This window comes from Acetobacter sacchari (assembly GCF_017377715.1).
GTDB classification, from domain to species: Bacteria; Pseudomonadota; Alphaproteobacteria; order Acetobacterales; family Acetobacteraceae; genus Acetobacter; species Acetobacter sacchari.
In genome coordinates this window covers 228,294-250,192 of the sequence record NZ_JAFVMF010000004.1, presented here as the reverse complement: position 1 = coordinate 250,192, position 21,899 = coordinate 228,294, and the positions used below count along the sequence as shown (strand labels likewise).

The window sequence follows — 21,899 nt, the reverse complement described above, 5'->3', positions numbered from 1 at the left end:
CGCCCGTGGACGAAATCGGGCCCGTCCGTATACGCGAATGACCTTCAGAACATGTCGCGCAGGACGCCGGGCAGGAAGATCGTGAAAGGACTGACGGAGAACGCCGGATCGTCCAGCTTGCCGTTCACCGCGAATTTGACGGCGAGGAGGCCGCCGTCTTTTTCGGGAGAAAACAGCTTGCCGACGCCGGGCAACTTGCCCGGCAGCGCATTGACGGCGAACGCGGGCACGATGGTGCCGGCCAGATTCATCGTGCCGTGATCGAGGTCGATAGGCCCCTCGATCGTGGCTCCGAGTGCGCCATTGCCCGCGCGCCCGTCTTCGATATGCAGCACGCCGTCGGCGAAAGAGACCGGCATGCTGAACCGGTCGACTTCGAATTCTCCGTTTTTACGGGCGTTGAACCAGCCATAAATCGACAGGCTGCGAGCCATCAGCAGCGCGTCCGGCGCTTTCGTAATTACGAACGGAGAGATGTTCAGACGCCCGTGGAACGGGGCGTTCTCGCGAGAATCGTCAAAGTGGCCTTCCAGCCGCGCATTTCCGCCGGACATTGTGCTGACCACACCGGTACGCGCGGCGAGCATGCCGAAATTGGTGACGTCGGCTGTCAGGCGCCGTGTCGCGCCAACAGGCTCCAACACGGCAGTGGCGGTTGAGGGAGAGGCCATTGAGAACCGAAGGCGCTGCAGTCGGACGCCATTGTGTTCGATATGCGCGGATACGCCGCCGAGCGCTCCCGTCTTGCTGTAATACAGCGTGTCCGCGTCGACATCGATGAACCACGGCCGCCCCGGTGGGCCTTCCACCTTGCCGCTTGCCGCCTGCGGGACATGGTAGGTCGTCGGCTTCTTCGCAGGCTTCTTCTCGTCCGGGCCCTGCACCAGCGGCGTGAGGTCGAGCGTGGAAGCCTTCACATGAACGGAAATCGGCTGCGTCGCCGTCATGGGGGCGGTGAAACTGGCCGATCCGTTGGAGCGGCCGACGTGGAACTCCGGCACGATCAGCTCTGGCGGCGCTCCGTCATGGAGTTTTGCTTCCCCACTCAATGTCAGATCGGGGCCGGTGGCGCGTATGTCAGTGACCGTCGACAGGGAACCGTGGTCGATCGTCAGCTGCACGCTCGCATTGGCCGGAACGTTTGCGGGCTTGCTCCACATGGGGATGTGAACCGCCGCCCGCGTCAGGTCGAGATTCAGGCCCAGTGTCGCCGTTCCGTCGCTCATCGACGCATACTTCGCGTTCATGTCGGCGACGCCGTCGAAGCGTCCGTCCACGGGAATTCCGGCAAGGACGGCGTTCTCGGGCGTCATGTGCATCTGCGCGTCGACTTTGTCGACGACGTGGCGTGGCGGCGCGGCGTCGAAATCCACGCTGCCCTGAACGTCTGTGGGGATATGCGCGAAAAGGCCGGAGCCAGTCAGCGTCAGCCCCTTCATCGTGACGTCCATGGCGATGGTGGCGTCGTCCATGTCGCGTCCGATCGCCGCGTCGCCGAGATGAACGTGAGTTAGCTGAGCATGACCGTCCAGCCTCATGTCATCGGTCGTAATATGTGATTCCAGAGGCAGTTCGAGCTTGCTGCGCGCGACCGCCCAGCCGCTCGGATGCGTAAACGGCAACGGGTGCTTCGACAGGATATGCAGGCGCGGCTCGCTCAGCACCGCGATATGGTCCCGCAGGTCCCCTGCAAGGGTGATGTCGAGAACGCCGGTCTGATCCTTCTTGTCCAGATCGCGAATTTCCATGCTGCCGACCCCCAGCGCGAGCTTGCCTGTCGCGTTCGAATCCACGCGTCGGCCCGCACGTTCGACAAGCTGATAGCCATGGTCGAAGCGGATCATGATCGTCTTCGGATCGACGAAGCTGAGATGTGCGTCGACGCCGTGCAGCGGCGCTATGGGACGAAGCCAGTGAACGTCCAGTCCCTCTCCGTCCAGCCCGCCGCTGATACGTGACATGACAGGCTTGCGCCCGTCCGGACCGGGAATAAGGCTGACAGAGACATGCGTGTTGCGCAGCATGCCCGCGGTGATGTTCTGGGTCACCCACTTCCGTGCCCCTTTGCCAGCGAGAGCGGGCCAGTAACGGGCGACGTAAACGAACGGAATATCGGTCAGCGCGGCCGACAGGTCGCCGGACAAAACTGTGGGCTTGTGTATGTCCGACCATGAAAGCGCGCCGCTTGCAGTCGCCGTCAGGCCGGGGTCGTCCTGCTGAGCGGTTGGGGCCGTGCTTCCGGCCTCGGCGGCGTCTGCGGTCTGCGTGTCGCTTACCTGCGTCGCGCCCTTTGGAATTGCTGGTTCGGAGGGTTTGGTTTTGTCAGCCTGCGTCGGGGTGGCGGCCGTCCCGTCGGTGGTCGCAGGCGCATTCTCCGTTCGGGTTTCTGCCAGAGGAATCGCCGATGAGTCTGCGAGAGGAGACGGCGGCGGACGCAAGCGCGCGCGGAGTTCTGTCACATCCAGACGTGCGGGCATGGCCTCCCGTCTGAGCAGGTGAGTCGGCGGTTCAGGAAATTCGAGGCGTAGATGCGCCTCCACGTCCTGAGTGAACAAAGTCGATCCGGCAGCGTCGACCTCGCCTTCACCGCCGGTCACGGTCACGGTTGCGTCGCGCGGCGTGACCATGCCGAGCCAACGCCCTGCGTGGAGGGTGACGTCCGCCGTCAGGCCGAGTGGCAATTTCATAGCCGCGAGGGCGGGAACGACCGGCGCCAGTCCGGCGGGCGTCGTCGGCGCGACGGCGACATGCCACGCAAGCAGGTCGCCCGGCGCGCGGTCGCCATGCGCGTTCAGGCTGACCTGGAAGGGCGCGGGGATCGCGTTGCTGGAACCGTCTGGCCGCGCTGCGACGCCGATCGTCAGGGAGCCGACCAGCCCGCGCCGCCAACGCACCAGCACCGGGGTCAACGTAGCGTCGACCGGGTCTACGATCCAGCGGGCGTGAAGCGCGCGGTCGTTTACCTCCACATGCGCGTCTGACAACGCGAGATGATGCAGATGATTCAACTCGACCTGCAGGCCGCCGCCGTGGCGGCTCGACCCGTTGTCGCCATAATCCAGATCTACGTCGCCGTCCTCGTCACGCCGGAGCGCCAGTCTGGCGCCGCCGACCTGAAGATTGGTGATCGCGATGCGACCCCGAAACAAAGGGAAAGCGTCGAGCGCGACGGCTCCGTCCCTGATGCGGTCTACAGTGTTTTCACGGGCGCCGAGGATCGTCACGTCGTGCAACCGCAGAAGGACGGGCGAGCCGAAGCCGTCCCGCAGCCCCATCCACTGCAGTTCGGCGTGGCCGATGGCAAGGCGTCCGCGCGGTGGCGCGCCCGCTGCACCCCTGGCGATGACGATCGGCATGAAGGGGCGAACCAGCGGCGTTACGTTCAGCGGCCGGAACATCATGGTGGTGAGGAGAGCCACGAACCCCAGAGCCGGAAGGACAACCAGAAGCGCCGTCAGCACGCCGCAGCAGCGCAGGCAGCACAACACGCGCGACCGGCGTTTGCCGACCCGGGGGGAGGAGGTTGTCGACGAGGCTTGACCAGAAGCGCTCACGCCCGCATCCCTGCCGGTCTCACTGATCCATAAAGCGCATGCCTGGAAACACTCCCCTTACCCCGCGCGGCGGGCCTCCCCGGTCTTCCGCTCGCGCCCGCCGCGCGCCGGATCACGCTCCCGCGTCCCATGCCGGGCACGACGAGCTTCTGGACCATCAACGCGATGCGCCGCACGCGGTTGGCCAACGCAGCGTCGCGGGCGTCGACTGGCCCGCCGGACGCTGGACGCTGCCAGTTGATGAGGCGGCGGCAGAGCGTTTTGCGGTCGATATCCGGGCATTGTGGCTGGAAGAAGGATTGCCGCCGGAAATGCTGGCTTCGCCGGGAGCGTCGTCCCTGCTCGCGTGCGTCGGCGGCTCGAGTCCTTATCTCGCCGATCTTGCGCTCAGAAGCCCGGTCGATTTCGCGCGTCTGCTGGAAAACGGACCGGACCGATTCGTCGAGGAGGCGCTGGAAGCGCTGTCGGCGTTGTCCTGCACGACGCCGCGAGAGGATCTCGCGCATGCCCTGCGTGTCGCCAAGGGGCGCGTCGCCCTTGGCGCGGCTTTGGCTGATATCGGCGGTTTCTGGTCGTTGGAATCGGTCACGCTGGCGCTGAGCAGGTTGGCCGAAGCTGCGCTCGACGCATCCGTCAATCATCTGCTTCGCGCCGCGCATGAGGCAGGACGCCTGTCGCTGAAGAACCCCGATCAACCCGCGCGAGGCAGTGGCTACGTCGTGCTGGCGATGGGAAAGCTGGGCGCGCGGGAACTGAACTTCTCCTCGGACATAGATCTCGTGGCGCTCTTCGACGCCGATCTCCACGCCGATCCGGACACTGCGCGCCAGACGTTCATCCGTATCACTAGCGACCTTGTCCGCCTCATGGAAGCGCGGGACGCGGACGGATACGTGTTTCGCACCGATCTGCGCCTGCGCCCGGATCCGTCGGCGACGCCGCTCGCCGTGTCGCTGCCGGCCGCCATCGCCTATTACGAAAGCCTCGGCCAGACATGGGAGCGCGCGGCGATGACCAAGGCGCGGCCCGTAGCGGGAAACATTCCGCTGGGGCGCGATTTTCTGCGCGCCATCCACCCGTTCGTATGGCGACGGAATCTCGATTTTGCGCTGATCGACGACATTCATGACATGAAGTCGAAGATCGACCGCCACCGAAAACCCGGTCGCGCGGGGTTGGCGCGATTGCCGGACGCGACGCTGACGGACCCTGAGGCCGGGGCGCAATGGCTGCTGGGCCATAACGTCAAGCTCGGCGAGGGCGGCATACGAGAGATCGAATTCGTCACGCAGGCGATGCAGCTTGTCTGGGGCGGCAAGACGCCGGGCTTGCGGGAGCGCCGCACCCTGCAGGCGTTGCGAGGGCTGACGCGCTCCGGGCATCTCCCGGCGGACGAAGCGGCGACGCTGTCACGGGCATACCGTCTGCTTCGTGAAGTCGAGCATCGCATCCAGATGCGCGCCGACCAGCAGACGCACGACATCCCCGCGAACCGCGAAGGGTTCGAGGCGCTCGCCATCTTCCTGGGTTACGCCAGCGGCGGCGATCTGGCTCTGGATCTGCTGCCGCAGATGCGTGCGGCGCGCAGAATCTTTGAACGCCACTTCACGACGCCCACACGTGGGCCACGCGCCAGCGCCTCCCTGTCCGATTTGTCTGCGGAAGATCTGCCGGAACGTCTGGCGGCGGCGGGTTTCCCAGAGGCTGACTGCGAGACGGCGGCCGCGCTGCTGCGCCACTGGGTGGGCAACAGCCGCCGCGCGCTTCAGTCGGAGCGCGCTCACAGCCTTCTGCGCGCCCTGGCGCCGTCGTTGCTGACCAGTTTCATCGCGCGGCGCAACCCGCTCGCCTGTCTCAGACATTTCGACACGCTGCTTTCGCGGCAGCGGGCGGGCGTGCAGCTTCTGTCGCTGCTGGAGCGCAATCCGGCGCTGATCGCACGCATCGCCGCGATTTTCGACGCCTCTCCGTTTCTGGCGGACCATCTGGCGGACACGCCGTCCGCGCTGGAGGGGCTCCTGGAGCCGGAAGACATGTCGGGCGGTGAGGCGGCGGCCCCCGCACGCATACGCTCGCTTGCCGACGAGCGACCTCCTCTGGACCTGCTGATCGGACGTTTGCGGCCGGTGGTGCGGGCGGAGGAGTTCCGTCTGTCCGTGGCGCGGCTGGAGGGTAGGCTCGACGAAGATCGTACGGCGCGGGATCGCACGGCGATGGCCGACGCGGTGATCGCCGTGCTGCTGGACGCCGTGCTCCGCGAACATCGTCTGCGTCATGGTCGCGTTCCCGGCGGCGGCGCAGCGCTTGTCGCGCTGGGCAAGGCGGGATCGCGGGAGATGATGTCGGGGTCTGATCTCGACCTGATGCTGGTCTTCGATCATCCGGAAGAGTCGGCGCACAGCGTCGTCGCGGCGGGAAAGGCCGGGCGCGCGGTCACGGCGTCGCAATATTATCTCCGTCTCGCGCACAGCTTCGTCGGCGCGTTGACGGCCCCGGATGCGGAGGGGCCGCTCTATGCGGTGGATATGCGTTTGCGGCCGTCCGGCGCTGCGGGGCCGGTAGCGGTCTCGCTGACTGCGTTCCGCCGTTATCACGAGGACGCGGCGTGGACCTGGGAACGTATGGCGTTGACGCGGGCGCGCGTCGTCGCAGTGGCGGGTGAAGATGGCGCCCGCGCGACGTTGCGCAGGAGCATGCAGGATGCGTTCGCCGCCGCTCTGGGGCGTAGCGGCGCGGGCAGAAACGACGTTCTGGCCGACGCGGCTGCAATGCGCGCGCGTCTGGAGCGGGACCGTCCGTCGTCCGGTCCGTGCGACGTGAAGCTGCGGACCGGAGGGCTGATGGAGGTGGATTTCATCGCGCAGGCGCTGCAGCTCGTGGCGGACTCTGCTGAGGCGCGCTCGCCCGTGACTGCTACGGCGCTTCAGCGACTGGGTCGCGCGGGGGTGTTGGGTCGGGAGGACGCGCGCTTCCTCGTCTCCGCCGACCAGTTCTGGCGGACGCTGCAGGGTGCGCTGAGGCTGCTGTGCGGGCCGAAGCCACCGCATGGCGCCCTGGAATCGCTGCCGCCGGCGACACTACAGGCGTTGTTACGCGCGATGGGCGAAAGCGACGTTGCGCGTCTTGTCACGCGCATGGAAGACGTCGCGTTGGCGGTGCGGGCGGCGTTCGTGCGTCTGGTCGGGCCTGTAGGAGAAATGTGACGTCGCGGGTTCGGCATTGTCGTTGCGCGCCACCGGAGAGTGATGCAGGCTCCGGACCATGACGACCGAACCGATTGCAGTGGGCGACAAGGCCCCCGATTTCTCCCTCTCCGCGAGCGCCGGGCGGACCGTGTCCAGCGCTGCGCTCGCCGGAAAGCCTTATCTGCTGTATTTTTATCCGAAGGCGGACACGCCGGGCTGCACCACGCAAGCTTGCGACATTCAGGAAGCGCTGCCTGCCTTGGGCAAGCTGGACCTGACCATCATCGGCGTCAGCCCAGACCCCGTTTCGAAAATCGATAAATTCGCGGAGAAATTCGGGCTCGAGTTTCCACTCGCCAGCGACCCGGAGCATCAGCTTGCGGACTTGTATGGAACATGGGTCGAGAAATCGATGTATGGCCGCACTTACTGGGGGATGGAGCGCAGTTCGTTTCTCGTCGGCGCAGACGGGCGGATCAAGGCGATCTGGCGCAAGGTGAAGCCGGCTGAGCATGTGGCGCTGGTCAAGGAAGCCGCCGCCGGTCTGTGACGGTCACGGCGGCGGTGATCTTCAGGCATTCTGTCGCCATGCCATGATTTGCCGCAAATGCGGTCAAGAATTCGCCATGAACGGGGTGTCTATTTGGATTCTAGGGTGAGGCGCCTGGCGCTTCGCCTCTGTTCAGGAGATTACGATATGCGCAAGTCGCTTCGTTTGTTCGTGGCCGTTCCGGCGTTGCTTGGCGTTCTCGCCGGTTCGACGCTTCTTCCGGCTTCGGCTGACGCCCACCCGGGTTGGGGCGGTGGACCGCGTTGGGGTGGACCCGGTTGGGGTGGCGGTCCGCGCTGGGGCGGTGGGCCGCGTCCCTATTACCGTCACGGTTGGGGACCGGGCGCCGTCGTTGGTGGCGTGCTAGGCGGTCTTGCGGTCGGCGCGGTTCTGGGCAGCGCCGTTGCGGCTCCGCCGCCGGTAGCCTATGCGCCGCCTCCGCCGCGCGTCGTCTATGCGCCGCCCCCGCCGGTGGCCTACGTGCCGGTCGCGCCAGCTTACACCGCATACCCGAGCTATCCCGGCTGGTGAGCCTCCATCGCCACGCCTTGCAACCGCCGGGCGTGGCTTTGATGGCGCTTCCCGCTTGCGGGGGTGACCCGGCGGCGCCAGAAACACGTCCATCGTGAAAGCCGCCCCCCATACGAATCCAGATACAGGAACCATGCAGCGGCGCGCCCTGTCCGTGGTCGCCGAAGATTTCGCCGGAATGCGTTCTCAGGCTTTCGGGTTGGCTGAACGTCTTGGCTTCCCGGCAAAACTGACGCCGATCAGACCGACTGGCCTGATGCGCATGCTTCCGGCCCGGATGTGGCCGAACCCCCTCGCGGCCGTCGAGGCTGGGGCGTTTGCAACTCGCGGCTCCGACTCCTCGATTATTGGTCCTGTTCTGACCGTGGCGGGCAAAGGGGCGGCCATTGGCGCTGCTTTGCGCCGCAAGGGCTACACAGTCGTGCAGATCCAGCATCCGCGCATGAAGCTGGACCGGTTCGATCTGGTCGTCGCCAACGTTCATGATGAAATAGAAGGGCCAAACGTGCTCCTGGGCCGAACGGCCCTGCACGGGTTGACGCCGGGGAGGCTGGAACAGGCGCGCGCCGACTGGCGCGTCAGACTTGTGCGCTCCGGTCAGCCGCTTCTCGCGGCGCTGGTCGGCGGCTCCAACGGCCGCTTCCGTTTCGGACGCGTCGAGGCGGAGCAATTGGGTGCGTCGCTGGCAAGGGCGGCGCGCGCTTCTGGCGCTCATCTCTTCATCACCACCTCCCGCCGGACGGGCGCAGAAGGCGTGGCGGCGTTACGTGAGGCCGCCGCTTCCGTGGGCGGGACCGTCTGGAGCGAGGGAGCGGACAATCCTTACCTTGGGCTCGTGGCCTGCGCGGATTTTCTTGTGGTCACAACGGACAGCATTTCAATGATGTCTGAAGCGGCAGCAAGTTCCGCCCCGCTCTACATCCATGACTTGCCCGGATCTTCCCGCCGGATCGGCATCTTTGTCGAGACGTTGCTGAAATGCGGACGTGCACGCCGGTTCGAGGGAGAGGTCGAGGGCTGGCCGGTCGAACCTTTGGATGACGCGCCTGCAATCGCGCGGGAAATTCGTGCTCGACTTGGGCTGCCAACGCCAGAAAATGCCTGACTGAAGCGCCGTTGGAGCGTCGTTCTTACGCGTGGCGCGCACTAAAAAAGCGTGTCAACGTTTCTCTGTTTCCCAGACGCACTGTTTTCGTGCATTGGCTTTTTCGGCTACGAGCCATTCATCGCGCCAGATTTCAAGCTTATCCCGCGCAACGGCTATCGTCGCGGCCCAGTCGCCGGGACGTGACTGGCGGATCAACGTCATCGACGGATACCACGGCGTGTCCGGCCGCTCTTCCAGCCAGCGCCAGCATCCGTCGAAACGTGACAGCGTCCAGACTGGCGCGCCCAGTCCGCCCGCCAGATGCACGATCGAGGTGTCGACGGCGATCAGCAGATCGACAGCCAGCAAGCGCGCCGCCGTGTCCGCGAAATCGGATACGCCCTGCATCACGTCGATGATGGGCAGTTTCGAATCATGCAGTTCCTGCCGTGGCGTGCCGAATTGAAATGAAGCGAAGTGGACACCGGGCAGGGAGGTGAGGGGGGCTAGTTCCCCAACGTGCATCGAACGTCGGCGGTCGATGAGGTTGGCGCTGATCTGGAATGGACGCGGCGCCCCGGACCAGACGAGGCCGACCACAGGTTCCGGCCGCTCCATATCTGCCGAGAAGAGAGCCTGGACCGCGTTCGCCCCTTCTTCGGCGAGAATGGGCGCGACGCTTAGATATGGCGCGGCGGGCACGGAGCGCAGTGTAATGCCCAGACGGTAAGGCAGGCTTGCCAAAGGACAGTGAAACGCGAACGCGTCGCGGGGCGGCGGCTCCGAGATAACCGCCCGGACGCCGTCGACTGACCCAAGCAGGCGCGCCAGCGACGGCGGCGCGAGCACCGTGACCTGCGCGCCACGCGCAGCCAGTTCCGGCGCGAACCGGATGAACTGAAGGCTGTCGCCGAAACCCTGCTCCGTGAACAGCAACAGGCTGCGCCCGGCAAGGCTCTCCCCCTGCCACGGCAGGCCGGGCAGATTCTCAGGCATGGTCTGGCAATCTTTCCATCGCCATTCATATTCCCGCCAACCTTCTTCATACGCGCCGGTTTTTAATAGTGCGGAAGCGCGCGAAAAGCGGGACTGGGCGAACTCCGGGCGGGTCTGCAGGACTCTGTCGAATTCGGCTATGGCTTCGTGCGAACGATTTAAATTCAGCAGAATATGCCCTTTGTTATGCCGGGCGCGATAATTGTCGGGATCGATGCCGACTGCGCGATCTATCGCATCGAGCGCCTCGTGAAACCTGCCCATGTTCGCCAGAGAAACACTGTGATCAAGATGAATATCCGAAGACGCAGGACGGGACGCCTGCGCACGTTCAAGCAACGCGCATCCTTCCTCCATAGAGCCCGCTTCGTTTAGAAGACGGCCAAGGCGATGACAGATGACGCCATCGTCAGGGGCGATCGCCAATCCACGACGATAGAAAACCGCGGCCTGAGCGGGCTCGTGAATATTTTCGAAAGTCAGGCCCAGAAAGGTGTAGGTTGCCGCTGTTTGCGGCATGTCGGCGACGGCGGCGTCGAGTTCTTCCTGAGCCTTCGCTATTTGTCCGACTTTTCGCAGGCAGCGGGCGTAGATCAGCCGAATGGCGAAGACCGGACGTAACCGGGCCGCGCGTTTGAGCGGTGCGACTGCCCGCGCGGCGCGGCCGAGCGCAAGCTCCACGCGGGCCAGGAACATCAGGCTTGTGATATTTCGCGCGTCTGTGCCGATTGATCGGAGGGCGTGGCGACGTGCTGCAGGCAGATCGCCCGCGCGCTCGCAGTCCATGGCGCGGGATAGCCACTGGTCTTCCGGAACGTTCGGGATGTCGGCAGCGTCGCTCGTAGCGCGCGCGACGGGTGGAAAGGCTGCGTTCATCTGACCGGCTCCGGGTGGAGCGGGTCAGTATGGGGCGAGAAGCCTTAAGGTTTGCTTTCGGGTGGGGGATGAGGAAGCGTTACCGACGCCCGAGGTCCCGAGAATGGCTATGTCTTCGTCGCGACCACACCGCAGTTGGACCGAGCGTCCGGCTTGGAGCAGGCTGGCGACCCGTCGCTGGGGCGGGTCGCCTGACTCACTCAGGGGTAGATGGTCCGAAAAGCCCGTTAGTTTTGAGCGTGTCTCTGTGATTCCATTCCTCCGGTGGCGATTGGGGGAATAGCTCACGAAGCAAGCTGGTTTCCGTGTGTTCTCTCGTGGAGAAGATATTGGTGCTTAGAATACTCCCCCAGTGCTTTTCATCGCGGAAGAGCTCATCGCGTGGTGCCAGACAACGTCGCCGTTATAAATAATTGTCAGTGTTTTTTCTGTGCCGTGGCCGCTCTGGTGTAAATCTCCATAGAGCGGTATGAAATTTGTGGCATCTGATGATGCGTTATTGAATCTATATTGCCATTGTTCGTGCCCGCTGTCTGTGAATGTCACGGCGGCAGGGTCGCCAAACTGACTGCGGACCTGTTCTTTGGTGGTCACGTTGTCTTTGATCTTTTGATCAATTGTAGCGCCAGTCTCATTCTTGATGCTCTCATTGCCACCTGAAGAACATGAGGCGAGGGACACAAGACTAGCGACAGCGATCGCGGATAGAAATTTCTCGAGTTTGAAATTCATAAAATGTTCCTTGTTTCTGTTTCGCTCACAGAATCAGCAAGCACTCCCTTTTTCTACGAATAGGAGGTTTGTTACAATAGATTGCGATAAAATTTGATATTTAGTCTAAAAAATAGACAGACAAGGCGCCTGAACGGTTCGAAATCCTTCTGGTTCTGAGTATGTATCTGTCATGCCGCCTCCCCTGCGGCGCTGGGGAATGGCTCATGAAGCACGCCGGTTTCTTTGAATTTTAGGGCCCGGGCGAAGGGGTTCCTGGTTCTGTCGGATCGTGTGCCCGACGACCGTGACGGTCTGGTTTGGGGCCGATTGACGCGCTATTCGATCGTTTTGACGGCTAAGCTGCCGAACGTTAGCTATCTACCGACGGTCAGGTCGGATTCTTGATGCCATGCTGGTAGCGGCTCCAAAGCAACGCAATACCAATGGTGAAAAGGCGGATCTCCGGGCGTGCCGTATTCCTGAGGACTGGCGGGACAAGCCGACCAAACTGCCATACAAAGAGCGGTACGCCCGATAGACCCCGAAGTTCACCAAAGCAGAACATAACGTCTTCAATCAGCTGTTCTTCGAGCCATCTACGTCGCTTCGGGCGGCAGTTCAGCGAAATTATTGTGTAAGGCAGCCAACTGACTTGTGCCTGATGAACGTCAGTTTTTAGGAAACTGCGTTAACCGCCTGAATGGCCGAGAATGGAGGCGAAAGCCGTCGCTTTTACATACGCAAGGTGCGTGCCTTGCCAATCGTCGTCGGCTATTTGGACGGCCCAGCCCGAACGAAATCCGCCTCAAGCTGTCTTTTTGGCTTGCCCGGCTTTCTTCGGCGCAACGACAGGCGTGGCGGCCTTCGCCGCCTGGCTGTTGGTCGGTGAGGCGCTTAAGGAGGCCTCTGCCGCTTTTCGCTTGATACGCGCAGGGACGGGCGCTTCCTCCGCGGCGGGGTTTTTTCCGGTGAGCTGTTCGATGATGGCTTCGTACTGCGTGAGGTAACCCTGCATTGATAACGTCCGCTCGGCTTCGGCCCGTGCGGCGCCGCGAAGCGCTTTGGCGAGGCGCTTGTTTTCGAGAATCTCAACGACGCTTTCCGCGATCGCATCGGGATCGGTGAATGTGGTCAGCAATGCGGTCTTGCGGTCGTGAAGGAACTCCTCAACCGGGGCTGTAGCGCTTCCTACAATGGCGCAGCCGGACGCCATCGCCTCGCGTAGCGACCAGGAGGCGACGAAAGGATAGGTCAGATACACATGCGCATCCGAACGTTGCAGCATGCGCCGAAAATCGTCGTAACTGACCTTGCCGACGAAATGGACGCGATCGAGCGGAATGCGCCCGTGCAGTTCCGACAGCATACGTTCGCGCCATGTGCCATGGGGCAGGCGTGCGCCATAACTCACGCCGTCGCCGCCCACCAGCACGACACGGGCGTGCGGACATTCCTCGAGAATGCGTGGCAACGAACGCATGAACACGTGAAAGCCGCGGTAGGGCTCCAGATCTCGTGCGACGTAGGTGATCAATTGCTCTTTCGGAGAAAATGAAAGGCCTTTGATCGTAAATTCCTTTTTTGCGGCCAGTGGATCCGGGCGGCATTGGTCCAGATTGACGCCCTCGCGCAACAGGAAGATGCGCGAACGGGCCCACTCAGGGTAGGTTGAATGCTGGAACGCCGTTGGCGTTTGCCCCCAACCCGGATTATTCAACGCCTGCAGATTTATCGCGTTCTTTGCGCGGATTTTGGCGGGCATGTCCGGGGTCAGAGGAAATTCCGGATCGAAGCCGACATCGAATTTATCGGTGTGATAAAAGAACTCAAAGTAGCCCAATATGGGCGCGCTAGGGAAAACATCGCTCATGTTGAGCAGTTCGCCCCAACCGTGATGGCCGATGATGATGTCAGGGGCGAAGCCCAGATCCCGTAAAGTCAGGGCGGCTTTTGCAACTGCTTCCGCACGGGTCAGACCGGCGTCGAATTCCCGCGCTCCCGGATGGGTCTCGTTGGATGGAGTGCGGGGCATTCGATAGATCACCCGGCGCACGCCGCCGATGACGTTTTCATTTCCTTCGCTGATGAAAACGACTTCGTGTTTTCCGGAACGAACGAGATGACGGACAAGATGCAGGAATTGTCCTGGAAAATTTTGATGTACAAAAAGGAATTTCAAATCGAAGGTCCAGTTCTCGGAAGCCGTCCGCTTGTCCGCCGGTACCGGTCATGCCCCCTGTGGCGACCACGGCCGCCACAGGCGAAGATCGTCACGTCGTCACGTCGTCACGGGGCGCCGCGTCGTGGGATTGCTCCCGACGTGCGCTAGCAGCGTCATGCTCAGCGTCGCGGCTTGCGTCCGCGTGGCGCTGACGTTGCGGGCTGCGCCGGGGGAGACTTTTTGGTTGTTTTAACGGCGACGGTCGCTTTGACGGGCGCTGTTCTGGGTTGCTTGGGCGTGAGCATCGGAGCAGCCGCATTTGTAGTGGTTATCGTTTTCTTTTTCGCGCTGCTCGGCGCCGCTACGCGTGTGGCCGAGGTGGCCACGGCGCGTGCGGGTTTGGCTGTTTCGCTCTGCGGGCGTCCGGGACGTTGGCGCGTCTGGGCTCGGCTGGGGGCGGTTGTCGCAGCTTCCAGCAGGGCCAGGTCTTCTTCGAGTTCGTCTTCAAGTTCGTCGATAATTTCAACGTCGTCCTGATCGTCGCGCGGGGCGATGACAATCCGGAAAGCTTCGAGCGGCGCGAGGCTTTCCGCTTCGGCGGCGATGGCGCCGTCGATCGGGCCGATCTTGGTGCCGTCTGTAAAGCTGGCTTCCAGAAGGCAGGAGTAAGCTTCCGCCGCTTCGCCCTTGAGTCTGACTTTCAGTCCCAGAATTGGCAGGGCCATTCCCCGGCTGCCGCAGTATTGACCGCCCTGCGCCCAGGGGGAGAGCCAGCCTTTGCCAAGAACGGCCTGATATTCGATGTCTGCGGGGGTAATCGTATGGTCGGGGGAAATGCCGAAACCTTCGATCCAGGACCGGCTGCCGGGCTTGCCCATCCACTCGCCAAGTCGTGCGCTGACGTCGCCGCGTCGCTGGATGTGCGCTGCAACTTCGGGGGCCTGGCCTTTGGGCGCGGGCGTCGTCTGGATCGGCGTCGGCGCGGCTATGGAGGACGCATGCGGCTGAGCGGCTTCCACACGCGCTGCTACGGGCGACGCAGGCACGCCTGCGTCGCTCAGGCGCAGCACCTGAAGGCGCGGCGCCTCGTGAACCGTGTTTTGATCCTGATAGATGGTGACAAGAACCTGCGCCGGTCCACGGCTCACGCGCACCAACGCGCCGTTGTTGACTCCGCCGAGCCAGCCGGTGGAATCGAACGTGGCGATGGCGACGTCGTCGTTCGCCAGCGGGCCGACGGTCAGGCGCACGCCGGGCAGACCGCTGGCGCCGGGAGGCTGCTGCGCAGGGGCGTGAAACACGCAGAACAGTCCCTGGTCCAAAGTCATGAGATGTCCCGACACCTTGAGGTCGGTGATACGGTTTTGCGGTGGTGTCTGGCCGCTCTGGGACATTGAGAACTCATTCTGCTGGTTGCACTGGGACGCCGTCGGTAACTACGGAGTCTGACGAATACCCGTCAGAGTCTCATTCCGACGCTGACACAGTGAGGTCAATATCACGTTAAGTCGATTGGCCGATACACCGAGAGGAAGAATACTTCCCCTTTTCTTCGCACGTATCCGGTCCGCCACAGCGCCAAGATCGAAAGCCGCGACGTCGAGGCCTGCTCGCCATGCGACGCTGAGCGCCAGACACCAGGTTTCCGGCCAGATCGAGGGTATGAACGCGTAATCGGCGTTTTGTGCACGAACGAGGGCAGCGGCTTCGGAGTCCTCGTAGGCGCCGGTCACGTAGACATGGCCCGTCTCGATCAGTTTCGTATCGTCCGGCGTATGCCCGACAATCACGTATTCGATAGGCAGGTTCCGTCGACGCGCGTCTTCCGCCGCCTCCAGAATTACGTCGTATCCTTTTTCGCGACCAATGGCGCCGACGATGCAGACCCGCGCGCGACTGGTGCGAGGCAGCCCGACCACAGCCGACGGCGAGTGTGCTGCCCTGATTTCCTCAGCGTCATCGTCCTCTGGGGGCTCGACATCAATTTTCAGGGCGGGAAAGTGGCGCAGCATTCGCTGGGCGGCGTCACCGGAGGGCGCCGACACACGCCGCGCTGCCGACAGGCGCTCGGAGGAGTGAGAGACATACTCAGCCACAGCCTCGTCGCCCGGCGTTTTGCGGCCGAGACGCGCCACGCAGCTTTCGCATTCCGCGACGTCTGGTTCGCCGCAGTAACGACCGTTTTGTCCAAGTAGAGAAATTCTGGGGCAAAACCAGATATAATCATGCACGAACACATCCTGGGGTGCCCCGATCGAAGCCGCCAGCGTTTCCATCTGCGGGTGATGACCGCTGCCGTGATGCCATTCGACATGGTCGATCTCGGCGCCGCCGAGTAGATTCAGGAGGCTCGTCCACTCTTCCGGCAGACGGAACCGCAAATTTGGATAAACCCCGGCTTCGGGATCCAGAGCGCGATGTCGGTCCTCAGCGTCAGGGGAAAACCCTTCGACTCGACAACCGCCTTCGACGGGTTTGACAATGATCGGCCGAACGCCCTGTCGCAGCATGCGCCGGGCCCGCTGTGAGACGACCCGTTCGACGCCTCCGCCATGATCGTGGGTGATGAACACGACTGCGCGACGCGACGCGTCGCTGGCCCTATTTTTGTGCTGCGAAAATTCAGTCCGCCAGCCCCGCCGCCAGCGCAACAGGTCGATCCGGCGGCGGGCGTCGAAAAGCGGATCCTGTGCGACATGGGTGCGAACCAGCGCGTCGTATCCCGGATGCAGCCGGTTCAGCAAAGCGAGGTTCCGGCGCAGGAGCGCGTCGCGCGTCGCTCCGAACGACGCCGATCCGACATGGGCGACATAGGCGCCGGGGGCGGCGACGTTGCGCCAGCCGAGCGCGCGCGCTCTCAGCGAAAAATCGTTTTCCTCGCCGTAACCCTGTGCAAACAGGTCGGCGCGGAGGAGCCCTGTCGCCGCCAGACAGTCGTGGCGGATGAGCATGCAGAAACCATGCGCCGTGGGCAGATCGACCGTGTCGCCGCCGTTGGCTTGCCGCGCCAGTCCGGCCATCCAGCGTGTCTGGGCGAGGGTCGGCGAACGGCTGCCTGCAAGCGTAGGGTAGGACAGGATCGTCGCGTCGTTGGACAGCGGCGTCACGGTTCCAATGTCCGGCGCCGAATGTGCGACGCGACGCAGCTCTTCAAGCCATCCGTCCGTGACTAGCGTGTCGCTGTTGAGCAGAACGACGTCGGCGCCGCCTCCGACCGCGGCGCGCCTGCGCCCGGCAGGGCGTTGTGCCAAGGCTAGGCGCAGTCCGACATTGGCGCTTCCCGGAAAGCCCAGATTGATCGAATTATGCAGGACTGTCACACGTGGGTCTGCGACGAATTCATTCAACATCGCGACGAGTTCCGCGTCCGGGGATGCGTCCTCGATGATCGCGACGCGGACGGCGGCATTTTTCCCCTGAGCCGTGGGCAGCGTGGCGACGAGACTGTCGAGGCAGGCTTTCGTGCGTTTGGCGTCGCCGTAAACGGGGACGACGATGAGAGTTTCCTCCGCCGGAGGCTTGTCCGACAGAAGAGGGGCGGGCTTCAGGCGTTGCGCCGCGGGGCGCATTTCGACCGGAATTGGCAGGAAAGGTGGGGGAAGATCGGTGGCCGCTCGATCTTTTTCTGGATTCCAGAGCGCCGTTTGTCTGGCCGCCCATCGTGCGGCGCGGCGTTCGAGACCCGGATCGAGCGGGCTTCCCGCCAGATCTCGACCATCGGGGCCCGTCACACGAACTGGATGGTCGGGGCATTGGTCGCAGGGAATCAGGATTTCCCGATATCGGGCCAGAGGGATGTCCGAACTGACGTCCGTCGAAAAAACGTCCGGGCTGAAGACCGATAGAAGGCGGTCGTTTCGTGCGTCCAGAAGGTGTAGCGTCGGTGGCCTGTCAGGATCGCGCGGCAGCCACGCCCACCCCTGAAGGCCGTTGGGGCCGCTCCGGACCAGTCCTTCAACACGGTTGATGGCGGAGGGGCGGAGAGGCGAACCTGGAAGCGGGGCGCCATCGAGATAAACAGTGATTTCGCGCGCGGAGACGACGCTCACGGAAGCACTTCGAAGAGTGATCTTGCCGCCTTGCGCCGTTACCTGCGCGGGTTCGCCGTCAATATGCACGGCCAGCCGTTCCAGAGAGGCGGCCGTCCCTCTGGTCCGACCGCGCGAGCTTCGAGGGGGCGACGACTCAAGATATCCGAGTGCATCGCCACCCAATCGGATGGAACCGTCGCTGTTCAGGCCGCACCAGCCGATGGATGCGGTCGCGTCGGCTACCCGATTGGCGAGAGAGGCCATCTGATCGTCGCAGGCGTGCGACGAGAGCCCGCGGGATAGGGACGCCGCAGCGTCCTCAGGTCGCCGCGCGGCAAGCAATATTGTGCTGAGGAGAGACCAGCCTTCCCGGAAGTCGAATTTTTCCAGCAGGCGCCGCAGCAGGTCGACGGCGCCGTCCGGCAATCCGTTGGCTTGTCGGGCGGCAGCGAGCAGAAAGGCGACGTTCGGACTGTCTGGCGCCATTCGGTGCGCACGTTCGAGCCAACTCAACGCGGTGAAGTAATCCCCCGCACGCCAGCAGGATTCGCCGCGTCGAAACGAATCCTGCGCCTGCTCGTTGGCCCAGCGCGTCCATGTTTCGCGATCCTCGGCGCTGATCAGGCCGACTGTGCCGCTCCGATTAGGCTCGGGCGACCCGGCTGATTGGAGCGGTCGTTCGGACGGGCGGGGAGCGCGAGTGCGCGGCGATTTGGGCAAGAGGACGGCGGGGGCTTAGCCCGGAACGCGGGCGGGGCCGGTCGCCGCCGCGTCCGCTCCCTCTGGCGTGGTCTCGCTGCCCGGTTCAGCCGAATCTTTCTCCGCCGCATTGTCGTGCGCTGCGGAATTGGCGTTCGAGAGATTGGCGAGGCGCGACAGTTCGGCGCTCGCCTGCACGACGCCTTGCGCTTCGGCCTTGCGGTACCAACGGCGGGCTTCCGCGATGTTTGAACGTCCGGCAAGGCCAAAAGCCAGATAGCGGCCCATCATAAGTTGCGCGGTCGGGTGGCCTCGCTCGGCTGCTTTCCTGAACCATTCATATGCCGTCGTCCGATCTTCCGGCACGTTGTGCCCACCACCCAGAATGGCGCCGAGTGCGAACATCGAATGCACGTTCTGCCGTTTGGCTGCGCGCTCGAACATCAGCGCGGCTGCGGCGTGATCGCTTGGTCCACCCCGGCCTTCGAGAAGCACCTGTGCGTAGGCGACTTCTGCGTCGACCATCCCGGCTTCAGCAGCTTTGCGCAACCATTCGCGTCCTTCGACCGGATCGGTGACGCCGCCCCGTCCTTCAAGGAGCATGCGACCGTACCAGTATTGTGCGTTGACGACGCCTTCTGCGGCTTTGCGCATCCACGTTGCGGCTTCGCGATCATTTCGTTCGGCCCCTACGCCTTCCGCGAGGCAGACGCCAAAATTGAAAGCGGCGACAAGATCGCCACTCAACGCGGCCTGCTCGTAACGCGCCCGCATCGCAAGGCGATCGTCTTCCGAACCCACACCGGACAGGATGAGATTGCCAAGGTCAGCGCTGCTTGATTGGTCGCCACTCTCGGAGGCGATCCGGAACCATCGGGCTGCTTCCTCCTGATCGCGCGGGACGCCGGCGCCGGTCAGATGCAATAGTCCGAGCGCTCGAGCCGCCGCGGCATGCCCCGCGGCCGCGGCCATATGGTACCAGTTCGCCGCCTCAAGATAATTCGGCGGAAGTTCGCCGCCTCTTGCGTACATATCACCGAGCAGGGCGGCTGCTTCGACATCTCCCGCCAGAGCCGCACGACGCAGCCACGTTTCGCCGCGCGCCAGGTTCTTCTTCACGCCCTGGCCAGCGATCAGCATCAGGCCGAATCGCGCCTGAGCCGAGCGGATATTCTGCTCGGCGGCTTTCTCCATATAAACGGCGGCGGCCTCGAGATTTTGAGACACGCCGGAACCGCGTTCTGAGAAGACGCCCATAAGATACAGGGCGGAACCAAGTCCGGCTTCGGCGGCTTTACGCAGATGGCCGATCACCTCGGCAAGCTCATCGGGCGTTCCGGCAGTCTGCATGCCGGCAAGGCCGAGACCCAGATGGGCTTGCGGACTATTGTTTTCGGCCGCGCGGCGATACCAGTCGAGTCCGGCTTCTATATCGCGCAAGCCCTCCGGACCTGTGCTCAGCACATAGCCATAGAGCGCCTGCGCGTCTGTCGAGCCTGCTTCGGCGGCCTCCCGCGCCCAATGGGCCGCCTTGACGTAGTCGGGTTTACGGGTGGTGGCGCGCGATACGTCCGAGAGGCCGAAATCATCCGTCTCTACGGCGTCCGGGAGCCCAGCCAGATACAGATTCGCGAGTATGAGCTGAGCCTCAAGCCACCCGGCCTCGGAGGCGCGGCGCATCCACCGAGCGCCCTCCACCAGATCGCGTGTCGCGCCTACGCCTTCGAGATAGGCTCGTCCCAGCCGAAACTGCGCTTCCGGAACGCCTGCTCTCGCGACGGCGGAGATCTCCGCCACGCCGTCGACAGCCTCTCCGTCTTCAAGAAGACGAAGGCCATAAGCCAGCCGCGCTTTATTGGAGCGGCGGGCAAAAAGGCGCTCAACAAAACCCAAGCGTGCCCTCCCGAGTTGGGGCGGAAGACGATGATGGTAACGCCGCAATCATAGGCGATGGCGAACCAAACCGTAAACGGTGCGATCCTTGAGTCCTGCGTTGCAGGCAGCCCGCAGCGGATTGCGCCGCAGCCGCTCCCGCCGGGCGTTAGCCGGTGAGGGGCGCGACAAGATCAGGGCTCGCGCATGCCGTCGGAGACCAGCGGCATGATGCTGTTGAGCAGGAACTGCATGATCGTTCGTTTGCCGACCTGAATGTCGGCTGTGACGGGCATGCCCGGTTGCGGGTGGAAGAATGTCGGCACGCCGTGCAGCGTATATCGATCGATCCGCAGCCTTACGCGGTAAAACGACTGGCTGGAGCCGGTTGGGTCCGGCGGCGCTGCGGCGGAGGCGCCAGCGTTCGACGACGGTTTGTCCTGCGCGGAGAATGAATCCGCGCTGATTTCGCGCACAGTCGCTTCGGCGCCGCCATATTGGGCGTAGGGGAAGGTCGAGAATTTCAATAGGGCCTTATCGCCCAGCCTGACAAATCCAGCGTCGGAACCGCGCAGCGTCGCTTCGACCTCCAGTCCGCTGCCGACCGGAACCAGAGTCATCAACTCTGTTCCGGTGGTCATGATTGAGCCGATGGAGAGTTTGGCGATGGTGAGGACGATCGCGTCTTCGCCGCTTTTCAACGTGGTCAGGTTTTTACGAAGTTTCGCTTTTTCGTAGTCGCTTTGGGTGGTCGCGAAATGACGCTGCGCGTCGCTCAGGTCGTGATAGACGGAAGCCTTCCAGTTTTCGATATAGGCGTCCCGTTCGGAGGAGAGGGCGCTCAGCTTGCCTCGCGTGCTCGCCGCCTGCTGCTGGGCGGAAATCTGGGAGCGCTCGATCTCCATCAGGTCATTCTGCGCCCCGAGGGTAGACAGGCGGCTGCCAACCTGATCGGCCTGCAGCCGAGCTCGCATGTTGTGAACGTCGGCCGCAACCTTCGCGCGAGCGGCGTACATCGCCGAACTGGCGATATATCCCTGCAATTCGCTGGTTTCGGATGCGATCTGTTCGTCATAGTCATGGGTTTTGGCGTCGAACTCAGCCTTACGGCGCAGGAAGGTCGCTTCCTGCTGCGTCGAGGATGGGTTGGACGGATCGACCGCGTAGGTTCGTCCTTGTGACTCGGCAGTCAACCGGTCGACTTCTGCGCTGTAACTTTGTGTCTGGAGGAGTAGATTCTGGATATCGGCGTCGCTGATGGTCGGGTCAAGGCGGGCGAGAACCTGTCCTTTGTGAACAAAATCTCCTTCATGTACCTCGATACTGCGAATGATGGAGGTTTCCAAAGGCTGCACCACGAGCGTGCGCTGCGTTGAGGCAATACGACCCGGTGACGACACCACCCGGTCGAGCGGGAAGATGACCATGACCAGCACGGTAGAAAGGGTGAGGGCGCCGATGATCCAGGTCAGATACTGAGCTGAAGCGGTCGGCGGCAGATTGACCAGCGCAGCGCTGGGCGAGTGAAATTCGAGCAGCGCCGGAGGCAAATCGCCGGGAGCGTAGGGGTCATTGACCTGCGGCAGGAAGTCGCGCGACTGGGTCCCGTCCTGATCTGTCTTGGCGATGTCGTGCGAGGACAT

The 21,899-nt window shown here is 63.4% G+C and carries 12 protein-coding genes and 1 pseudogene; 5 read left to right on the top strand and 8 right to left on the bottom strand.

The genetic code is table 11. From position 1 onward, the window contains the following. Positions 1 to 44: 44 nt before the first annotated feature. The gene (locus J2D73_RS21155) at positions 45 to 3,554 is read right to left on the bottom strand and encodes an AsmA-like C-terminal region-containing protein (RefSeq protein WP_207880027.1); all 3,510 of its coding nucleotides are present in this window, start codon (positions 3,552 to 3,554) and stop codon (positions 45 to 47) included. A 38-nt stretch (positions 3,555 to 3,592) separates the two neighbouring features. Here J2D73_RS21155 and J2D73_RS05230 point away from each other — a divergent pair, with 38 nt between their 5' ends. The 4 genes from J2D73_RS05230 to J2D73_RS05215 all read left to right on the top strand — a co-directional run bounded on the left by J2D73_RS05230 (position 3,593) and on the right by J2D73_RS05215 (position 8,925). Then, entirely contained in the window at positions 3,593 to 6,757 is a 3,165-nt protein-coding gene (locus J2D73_RS05230; protein ID WP_207880025.1) for a bifunctional [glutamine synthetase] adenylyltransferase/[glutamine synthetase]-adenylyl-L-tyrosine phosphorylase, read from the top strand. Between the two features lie 58 nt (positions 6,758 to 6,815). Continuing rightward, positions 6,816 to 7,289, top strand: coding sequence for a thioredoxin-dependent thiol peroxidase (gene bcp, locus J2D73_RS05225; RefSeq protein ID WP_207880023.1), 474 nt, complete (start codon positions 6,816 to 6,818; stop codon positions 7,287 to 7,289). Positions 7,290 to 7,436: 147 nt separating this feature from the next. Further along, positions 7,437 to 7,820 (top strand): hypothetical protein, encoded by a 384-nt coding sequence (locus tag J2D73_RS05220; protein ID WP_207880021.1) that lies wholly within the window; start codon positions 7,437 to 7,439, stop codon positions 7,818 to 7,820. Between the two features lie 94 nt (positions 7,821 to 7,914). Further along, on the top strand, positions 7,915 to 8,925 hold the full coding sequence (locus J2D73_RS05215) for a mitochondrial fission ELM1 family protein (RefSeq protein WP_341535024.1): 1,011 nt from the start codon (positions 7,915 to 7,917) through the stop codon (positions 8,923 to 8,925). Between the two features lie 54 nt (positions 8,926 to 8,979). Here the strand turns inward: J2D73_RS05215 and J2D73_RS05210 are convergent, their stop codons facing one another. Further along, positions 8,980 to 10,779: a tetratricopeptide repeat protein gene (locus J2D73_RS05210; RefSeq protein WP_207880019.1), complete on the bottom strand. Its 1,800-nt coding sequence runs from the start codon at positions 10,777 to 10,779 to the stop codon at positions 8,980 to 8,982. Positions 10,780 to 11,115: 336 nt separating this feature from the next. Further along, positions 11,116 to 11,511, bottom strand: coding sequence for a hypothetical protein (locus tag J2D73_RS05205; protein WP_207880017.1), 396 nt, complete (start codon positions 11,509 to 11,511; stop codon positions 11,116 to 11,118). Between the two features lie 302 nt (positions 11,512 to 11,813). Between J2D73_RS05205 and J2D73_RS05200 the strand changes: the two are divergent. Further along, a pseudogene (locus J2D73_RS05200) lies at positions 11,814 to 12,028 on the top strand (IS5/IS1182 family transposase); the annotation flags it as partial. A gap of 270 nt (positions 12,029 to 12,298) precedes the next feature. Here the strand turns inward: J2D73_RS05200 and J2D73_RS05195 are convergent. From J2D73_RS05195 to J2D73_RS05175, 5 genes are all read right to left on the bottom strand, one after another. Further along, on the bottom strand, positions 12,299 to 13,672 hold the full coding sequence (locus J2D73_RS05195) for a glycosyltransferase family 4 protein (protein WP_207880015.1): 1,374 nt from the start codon (positions 13,670 to 13,672) through the stop codon (positions 12,299 to 12,301). Positions 13,673 to 13,833: 161 nt separating this feature from the next. Next, a complete protein-coding gene (locus J2D73_RS05190; protein WP_207880013.1) occupies positions 13,834 to 15,048 on the bottom strand; it encodes a hypothetical protein in 1,215 nt (404 codons plus the stop codon). A gap of 42 nt (positions 15,049 to 15,090) precedes the next feature. Continuing rightward, positions 15,091 to 18,405 carry a glycosyltransferase gene (locus J2D73_RS05185; RefSeq protein ID WP_207880011.1) on the bottom strand — a complete coding sequence of 1,105 codons (3,315 nt, stop codon included), beginning with the start codon at positions 18,403 to 18,405 and terminating at the stop codon, positions 15,091 to 15,093. Positions 18,406 to 18,420: 15 nt separating this feature from the next. Next, entirely contained in the window at positions 18,421 to 20,277 is a 1,857-nt protein-coding gene (locus J2D73_RS05180) for an SEL1-like repeat protein (protein ID WP_207880009.1), read from the bottom strand. Positions 20,278 to 20,450: 173 nt separating this feature from the next. After that, on the bottom strand, positions 20,451 to 21,899 hold the full coding sequence (locus J2D73_RS05175; RefSeq protein WP_207880007.1) for an HlyD family type I secretion periplasmic adaptor subunit: 1,449 nt from the start codon (positions 21,897 to 21,899) through the stop codon (positions 20,451 to 20,453).